Origin of the sequence: Sulfitobacter sp. 15WGC (assembly GCF_005068605.1) — a bacterium.
GTDB classification, from domain to species: domain Bacteria; phylum Pseudomonadota; class Alphaproteobacteria; order Rhodobacterales; family Rhodobacteraceae; genus Sulfitobacter; species Sulfitobacter faviae.
Genome location: NZ_SZNL01000027.1, coordinates 18,521 through 27,085 on the forward strand (window position 1 = coordinate 18,521; position 8,565 = coordinate 27,085).

Below are 8,565 nucleotides of genomic sequence, written 5' to 3' on the forward strand. Positions count from 1 at the left end.
TTGGCCATGAGCATGAAACACCCCTCCGCTTTGCCCGCATCCCCTAAAATCTCGGTGATCGTGCCGATTTACAATGTGGCGGATCATGTGCGCCCCTGCATCGCCAGCCTGTTGGGCCAGACCTTCACAGATTTCGAAGTGCTGATGATTGATGACGGTGCCACCGATAACAGTGCCGCACAGGCGCTGGCTGCTGCGGGGGGCGATCCGCGTTTTCGTCTGATATCACAAGAGAACGGCGGTCTTTCGGCGGCACGCAACACCGGGCTTGAAGCCGCGCGCGGTGCCTATATCGCCTTTGTCGACAGCGATGATCGGGTGATGCCTGATTACCTGATGCAGCTTTGGCAGGCCTTGCAAGACAGCGGCGCCGATTGGGTTGCTTGTGGTCTGCAGGAATGTTTTGCCGATGGCAGCGGGCTGACCCATTCGGCAATCCATGGGGCCAAGGATTTGACCATGCATCCGGTGACACGGCGCTACCGGCTGGAAACTTGGCATGATGTGATCGTGCATTTCCCATCGGCTTGGAACAAGCTCTACCGCCGCTCCCTCATTGAGGGGCTGCGCTTTGACGTGGGCACTTGGTTTGAAGATCACACGTTCTTTTACCGCGCGGCATCACGCAGCGACCATCTGCTGCATCTGCCCCAAGCGCTGTACCTGCAGACCCGGGGCCGCGTGGGTCAGATCACCGCCAGCGATGACGACCGTGTTTTTGACCAATTCGCAGTGCTACACGAGATGCACGGCCTGATGCAAGACAGCAAAAAGCCCGGCGCAGAGACTGCTTTTGCCGCCATCGCCTCGCGGTTGTTGTTTGAACGCAGCACGGCGCTGCATGACCCCGCCCGCCGCGCGCGTTTCGCCCATGCTGCCGCCCAGTTTATGGAAGAGGAGAGTCTGACCTATACCCCTGACTGGGACGAAGACATCAGCCGCGCTTGGGGGCTGGAGATGGCCGGGCAACTGCCCCTAAGCGTGATCCTTGCATGGGATGGCAGCGACGACGGGATGCTGCGCGAAAGCCTAAGCAGCCTTACCGCTCAACATGGCCCGGGGCATGAGGTGCTGCTGGTTTGTGAGGGAGACAAAACCGCCAAAGCAGCACAGGAAATTGCCGCGCCGCATGTCCAAGTCCTGACCCAGAAAGGCCACGGCGCGGGCCATGCACGGGCCTGCGGTGTGGCCGCTGCCCAAGGGCGCTATCTGACTTTTCTCGACGCTGGAGACACGTTGCACCCCGGCGCGCTGCTCGCTTGGATTGAGGCGATGTTGCGCAGCGATGTCGCTCTTGGCGTGTCGCCCATTTTGCAGGCAGGTGGCGGGGTCGAGGCACCTGTCTATCACCCCGCCTTCGTTGATCCCCGCTCTCTGCCTAGCAGGACCGATCTCATGGTTTCCGATATTCCGCTCAGCCCGGTGCAGGCGCTCGGACTGGAGCTTGATCTTGCGGGAAAAATCTTTGACCGGGCAGCACTGCAAAAGGCAGAACTGACAGGGAAGCGACCTCTGGCCTCGGGTCCTGCGCTCTCTCTTGCTGCGGCGCTGACCTCTGGCGGGGTCGCGCATACGCCTTGGGCCGGTATCACCCGCGCCCTGCCCAAACATGCTCCGCTCTCCACTGTCTGGCGCGGGCATGATGCGCTTTGCCGGGGCCTGCCACGGGTACTGGCGCAGCAACTTCCGAAAGGCTGGCAGCGCAGGCTCTATGCCCGGGCGCTCTGGCGGCAACTCACCCCCACGGCCCCCCTCGCGCCTCGGCCACGTTTGATAAAACAAGCCCCACGATTGCTGCGCGCAGCCGCAGCCGCAGCCCTGCGCGGGCTTAGCCATGGCGGCAGCGGCCCGGCGGGGTTCGATCCGATGATCGGCCCAAAATTTCTGGCGCTGCTTGATCCGATGCGCGCCGCCCGTGCAATCTGGCGCCGCGCCCGCGGTCGCCCCGCCTTCGCTGGAGATGTGCCACCTGCCCTGCCCGCCTTGCCCCGGTCCGCTGCGCGCAGCACCCTGCCCGAAAGCCACCCGGCGCTGCTGCTCTTTCCGCTTCAAAAGGCTGGGCTCTTTCGCTTTCAAGTGGATTTCCACGAAACCCCCTACGGCAATATCACCTTTTTCGGGCCGGACCGTACCCATGTGCCCTTCCATCTGTCGCTGCGCTTTGAAGAAGGGCTGGTGGTCTGCAACGACAGCCGTGCCGATGGAAACTGGCGTGCGGAACGCCAACGCGCGCATCCTCTGCCCCGGCAAGGGGCCGTGCTAACCATCGAATTCACCCCGCCGCGGGTGCGTGTCTTACTGGAGGCCGAAGTACTGTTTGATATAGGCGCTCGGAGCCCGTTCCACCGCCAAGGGCTGCGCGGCGTAGAGAACATTGCTTATCTGCATGTAGAAGGTGCCGTGCAGCCGCTTGACCTGATGCCCCAAGCGCCAGAGGACGGGCTGATACTGGATCCTCGGCTGGTGCTGCGCGCAGTCGGAGAGGTTACAGATCACTACCTACACGCCTCCCCAGAGACGGTAACAGCGCCAGCGCTGACCCCCGCCGCAGCCATGAATGAGAAAACCGCACTACAGGCGCTGTTGCCGGGTCGGATCTGGCGCGACCTCCCCCCAGAGGCCACAATTGTCCTGCAATTGAATGGCCCAGATGGCGCACCCCGCGGTGCGGCACTGCACCTATCACGCGCGGATATGGCAAACCGTATCGAGACCCTGCTGGCTCAAGACCCTTCTGTCGCAGACAGCACGCTGGTGCTCACTTTGATCGAACATATCCGCCACGGCGCTCTGATGCCGCTTCTTTCCCTCCAAGCGCAAAGCGATGCGCGGGTGCTGGCACGGCAGTTTGATCTGTCAGACTTTCTTGAGCCCCCCGATAGCCCCACCACTGATGCCCAAGCCGTGGCTCCTGTCAAACTCCTTCCGGATCCGGTCACCTCTCTCATCCAGACCGCGCTGGCCCGCTTTGCCCTAAGCCAACGGCAAACCCCGCCCGCAGACCCGCTGCGTGTGGTGGCCGATATTGCCCTGCCACCTGCCGCACGTCAGGGTTTTTTTTCTGGCGCTCAGTGATCCCTTCTGTCGCGCAGGCCAAGATTTTCATGCGCTAGCGAAAATGGCAGGGGCCGAGAAGCTCCCCCCCTTTACCCCTAGCCAAGACCGTTGGTCCAATTCCGCCATGGCTCCCTATCTCATGGCCGAGGGGCGCATTACAGAATTGCGCCCGTTGCTGTGGTCACTGGCGGAGCCCGGTGCGGGCTGGGTCGTCACCCCCGCGCTGGCTTGGGTCGGACGCGAAGCCATAAGCGCAACACGACTACCGAATGAAGATCGCGAGGATATTCTCTATGCTATTATGGCGTTTATTTCTCGACGCGTCCCAGACTATTGGGAGCGTGCCCACTGTACCGAACTGACTCACATGGCTGTGCAACTGCTGTGCAACCGTGCAATGTTTTCCTATTACTTAAGCCGCGATGTGGCGAACTTCTGCCTTTCAGCCTACGCCTTATCGCGACAGTTCTGGCAACTGTTGGATTCAGAATGCGATCATGCGCAAACCATGCCGTCCGAAATTATACAGGCCCGTGCGGCCTTCGCCGATTTGCAGGCCACTCAGCCCGCCCAAAGCCCCGCAGAGCGGCAGCGTATTGATGCCGCTCTGCGCCAGCTTGAGGCGCTCGGCGCCCAAGATGTGCCCCGGGTACGGCGTGAACTGCTTGGTCCGTCAGGGCTGCCCCAAGCGGACGATGCACCGCTTGAAATGTCAGCGCTAATGCAACTGCCAACCCCGGCCACACAGTCCAGCGGCCGGGCCGCTTTGCGCCATATGGCGGCCCCCTGTAGCAGTTCTGTAAGCGACGAAGTCGGCACTTTGGTCGCGCAAACAGTGGCTGATCTCTATCCTGATCTGCCCCGCGCGCCCCTGTCTGATCTTCAAATCACCCTCGCGCAGCAGATCGCCAGTTTTTCCGCTGCCCCCACAGCGCCCCCTGCCGATATTCAAACCCTACTGGCGCGTCTGGACCGGCTCGCCGATCCAGACGCGCGTTTTCTGGGCCTCGGTCTGGGCCTCATCCTCGTAACCATATGGGGGCAAACCCAGCCGGAGTTGGCGCAGCGCCTAGCCACCTGGGCGGCGGATCGTATCAAGGAACTCAGCCCTGATCACCGCACCGCCTTTAATCAAGCCACCGCCCCCCGCATGGCTTGGATGAAACTACAAGCCAGCGGTCTGCCACATGCCAAAATACTGAAAGAAATCTTTGAGGACAGCCCTCTGCCCACACTGCCCTCAGAGACTGTTTTAAAGGCCGAAAACTCGCTCTACGACACGATCATCACGGTATTTTCCTGCGCGCCCTATCTTGAGACGCGCATCCCCGCCCTGCGCGACGGCTGGCTGAGGCTGCTGAAAGACCTCGGCATTCCTTATGTCATCATTGTGGGTAATGGCGACGGACGACTAGATGGCGACGTGCTACATCTGGATGCGCCCGACGATTACGAAGGGCTGCCACAAAAGACCCTCGCGGCCATCGCATGGGTGCGTGATCACAGTGACTTTGCGCATATGTATAAGATCGACGATGACTGCTTCGTTAATGCGCCGCTGTTGTTTAACAGCCTGAACTACCGTGCCAGTGACTACTATGGCCGCAAATTGCGCCGCGGGTTGGCCCAGACCGACCGAATCTGGCATCAACAGAAGTCCGCTTCTGATCGTGGCAAGTTCGACCTTGATAAATCTCCTGAACCCTCAAGCTACGCCGACGGTGGCTCGGGCTATGCCCTCTCGCGCCGCGCCATGGACGCGGCCCTTGATGCCGCCCAAAGCCCCGAAGGTCAGCGCCTGATCGAAACCTCCTTTATGGAAGACAAGATGCTGGGCGATTTGTTGTCGCTACGGGGTATCCATGTAGATGAAACCGACTACCGCACCACAATCCGCCGCCGCAGCTTTGGCGCAGCCACCCCGGTGGCCTTTTGGCAAAACAGCTTCATGCCCAGCAAAAGCGCTCCCGTGATGCAAGCCCATATGGACACCCACGAGGGCCAACAGGAAGACTTGGCAAGGCTTGACCATCATGGCCTATGGCCGCGCAAAATATGGCCAAGCTATCAGAATGTGACCTTGGGCTATCAAAGCAACGCGCTGGAATTGATCACCTCTGAGGCCTCTGTCGCAGCAGCAGCTGAGGCCGAGATCGCCGTGGTTGCCTGTATGCGCAATGAGATGTTCATGCTGCCGCATTTTCTGGCTCATTACCGCAAACTTGGGGCCACAGCCTTTTTGATCGCCGATAATGTCTCTGACGATGGCACCCGCGAATATCTGGCCGAGCAACCGGATGTGGCTCTTTTCTCGGTCGATACCGATTACAAGCTGTCGCGCTACGGTGTGGCGTGGCAACAGGCGATGATGGCCGCGGTGCGCCCGGGAAAATGGTCCCTGGTGGCGGATGCGGATGAGCTGCTGGTCTGGCAAGAAGACCAGCGCGAGAGCCTGCCTGAGCTTCTGGCCTCGGATGCCTTCAAAGACGCGGATGCGGCGCGGCTCTTCATGCTGGACATGTACCCAGAGGGGCGGTTGGAGTCGGCAGATTTTGCCAGCGGTGATCCTTTTGCCGAGGCCGGTTTTTGCGACCGAACCCCTTTCCTCAGCACATGGCACGGCCGCGGACCCTTTTCTAACATGCCTACATGGACCAGCGCATTGCGTCACCGTTTGATCGAAGGCGCGCGGCCCGATCTGTTCGTCGCACAAAAGATCGCCCTGCTGCGCTATCAACCGTGGATGCGGCTCTCGGCTGGGCTGCATTTCGTTGGCGATGTGACATTGTCAAAGCGCGAATTGATCTTTGCGCATTTCAAATACAATGCCGATTTCCGCCGCAAAGCGCGCGCCGAAGTCGCCCGGCGCCAACATTTCAATGATGCAGAGGAATACCGTAAATACCTCGCACTGACCTCTGAAGGCCGTGACCGTATCTTTGACCCCGATCTTTCAGTGGCGTGGCGCGACAGCCCCTTTATTCAGTCTGTGTTGCGAGGTGAAGACAGAGCCTAACGCGGGCGATAATGCCCCATTAGGTCTTCCATATGCTGGGCCATGCCGACCGGGGCCATGGCCCCCTGCCAATAGGCATCCATATCAACTTCGCCCGCCAAAAGTGCGGCGATCCGGGCATGGAACGCCGCGATATCTCCGGCGCGGAACACCATCTCAGGGCAGTTGCCCAATTCCTGCGCACCGCCCATATCGGCGGTAAGCAAGGGAATATGGCGCGCGTGCATTTCAATCGCCACCTGTGGCAGGTTGTCATGCCACAACACCGGCACCAACCCCACATCAACAGGGCCCAGCAGCCGGTCGAGATCATCATGCGCATAGCCATCGGCATAGGTCAGCGCCGCCAAACGCGGGGCAAGGTCTTTGAGCCGCGCCATGACCGCCCGGTCCCCACGCCGTGCTGCCACCTCAAGCCGCATACGCCCGGCCATCGCGGCAGGCATTTCCTCTAGCGCTTTCAGCAAAAAATAGAACCCTTTGTCGCGCCGCATATAGCCGAGATAAGCCAGCGTCAGCGTGCCATCATTTCGCGCAGGAAAATCCCGTGGCGTGGTCCGCTCAAAAGCCGCCGCCTCGCGGGTGCCAATATAGGAGGTATGGGTGATTTCTTCGCGCAGCCCATGCGCCAGTGCCAGCCGCCGCACCGCGTCAGAGACGCAAAGAACCGTATCACAATGGGCATTGATCAACGCCACCATCTCGCGCCGCCGCGCAACATAGCCGCTGCCATCAACAGGGGTAATCCGCTGCAACTCCCCCGGTGACGCCCGGCGCTTTGGTCGGGTCTGATTGATCCGCCGCCACGCCCGTGCCCCGCGTCCTCCCAGCCGCATCGACCAACGATAGGCTTTGTCATAGGACCAGCTGCCGGGGCGCAGCCCGAGGCTTTTGAGTGTCTGCGACACCCCGCCCGAGAGACGCATGTGCCGCGCGTCATGAACATGCGGCAGGCAGTTCACACAGGCCCGTCCCGCGTCGAAATCATCGCAGGTCTCACGCTCTTGATGCCACAGGTTCACCTGCGGGCAGAAAGGATAGTAATTGTGCAGCGACATCACCACACGGGTCTGCGGCCAACGCTCTTTCATCTTTAGAACCGCTGCGGGCAGCCCTTCGAGATTGTTGAAATGCACCACATCATAGGGGCCAGTTTTTTCGATGAAATCGAAAAACACCGCCTCGGTCGCCGGGTCAGTGATCTGCGCCGCGCTGCCAAAGCCGTGATGCGCGGGCGCCAAAACCGCGGAATTGACGATCTCAAAGCGCCGCGCGCGATCAGTATCAGGGCCGAAACGTTGCTGCTCCCACCGAGGTGGCCCGTTGCGTAGATCATACGCCACACCCGCAGAGACGAACGTGGCCTCCACCCCCGGCTGATCGTCCAGCGCCGCCATCAGGTTACGCTGATAGACAGTCACCCCGCCCCCGCGGCGTTCGTCATCAAGGTAATCAACCCAGTTGTAATAAAGTATACGCAAAGGGCGGTCACAATTCGTCATCTAACCAGCCGCCATAGCCGATCTTTTTGAAATAATAGCGGATCGGGCCGGGCTCTGCAAAACGGTCAGCGATGGTATTGGGGTTTTGCTTGACCAAGGGGCTTTCCATGGCAGGGTCCACCTCTAGTCCCAGTTTGGCGCAGATCTTTTCTTTGAAGCCGGGTTGGAACATCTCGCGATATTCAACCGTGAAACGCGGATTGGGCCGCGCCGCCAACCAGCCGCGAAACAGATGATCGAATGTCGCATATTCATGCCAACGGTGGCTGATTTGCCGTGGGTTGGCTTTGATCTTCAGGTTTGGATCACGCTTTTTGCGCGCTTGCTTTTCAGTCTCGGCCCAATTTTTATCGCGCGCCGCCCGCATCAAAGACGACACCTGCGCAAGCCGGTTTTCCCGCCAGACATATATCAAGGTAACATCGGGCATCTGCTCAAGCTGCTGCAGCACCCGTACATTATGCCCGATCATAAATTTGAACCCGGCATGGGTCACGCCCGCTGCCTGAGGTTGAGCAAAGAACTGCTCCATATGCCCCACAGGATCGCTGTCCCGGCCAACCACGGCTTCATGGCTGTCGTCATGATCACCTTGAATGACGGCATAAGGGTTATAATGCTCGCCTTCGCAAGAGATACGGGCATGGGCATTTAGTAGGGTCATTAGATAGGTGGTGCCACTACGCGGCAGACCGATAATGAGAAACTTATGCTGAGCCGCTTCGCCGCCAGAACTGCGCAGCGTTTCAAGCTTCCTAAGAACTGAGGCCAACAACAGGCTCCTTATGCATCTTTATTCCTCCCTTTATCCGGGAACGATAAGGGGGTTCAACAGTCCCGCCCTGTCAAAACACTTCTGAAATTAGGGTCAGGATGCATTGATTTCGGTCTCTCTGCATGATTCACGGCTCGGAAAAGGAGTGGTGACATGAGTGAACTTTTCTGGCTGACCGATGAGCAAATGGGCAAACTTGCGCCTTTCTTCCCGAA

The 8,565-nt window shown here is 59.8% G+C and carries 4 protein-coding genes; 2 read left to right on the top strand and 2 right to left on the bottom strand.

Translation table 11 applies throughout. The features are described from left to right. Nucleotides 1-6: 6 nt before the first annotated feature. Both FCK22_RS16515 and FCK22_RS16520 read left to right on the top strand, forming a co-directional pair. Nucleotides 7-3,075, top strand: a complete 3,069-nt coding sequence (locus tag FCK22_RS16515; protein WP_136720662.1) for a glycosyltransferase — start codon at nucleotides 7-9, stop codon at nucleotides 3,073-3,075. Nucleotides 3,076-3,565: 490 nt separating this feature from the next. Next, nucleotides 3,566-6,073, top strand: coding sequence for a glycosyltransferase family 2 protein (locus FCK22_RS16520; RefSeq protein WP_169306112.1), 2,508 nt, complete (start codon nucleotides 3,566-3,568; stop codon nucleotides 6,071-6,073). Here FCK22_RS16520 and FCK22_RS16525 read toward each other — a convergent pair. Next, nucleotides 6,070-7,554, bottom strand: a complete 1,485-nt coding sequence (locus FCK22_RS16525; protein WP_136720664.1) for a glycosyltransferase — start codon at nucleotides 7,552-7,554, stop codon at nucleotides 6,070-6,072. The two genes, FCK22_RS16520 and FCK22_RS16525, sit on opposite strands and share 4 nt — an antisense overlap. Before the next feature lie 7 nt (nucleotides 7,555-7,561). Beyond that, a complete protein-coding gene (locus FCK22_RS16530; RefSeq protein WP_169306113.1) occupies nucleotides 7,562-8,347 on the bottom strand; it encodes a Stf0 family sulfotransferase in 786 nt (261 codons plus the stop codon). Between the last annotated feature and the right edge of the window lie 218 nt (nucleotides 8,348-8,565).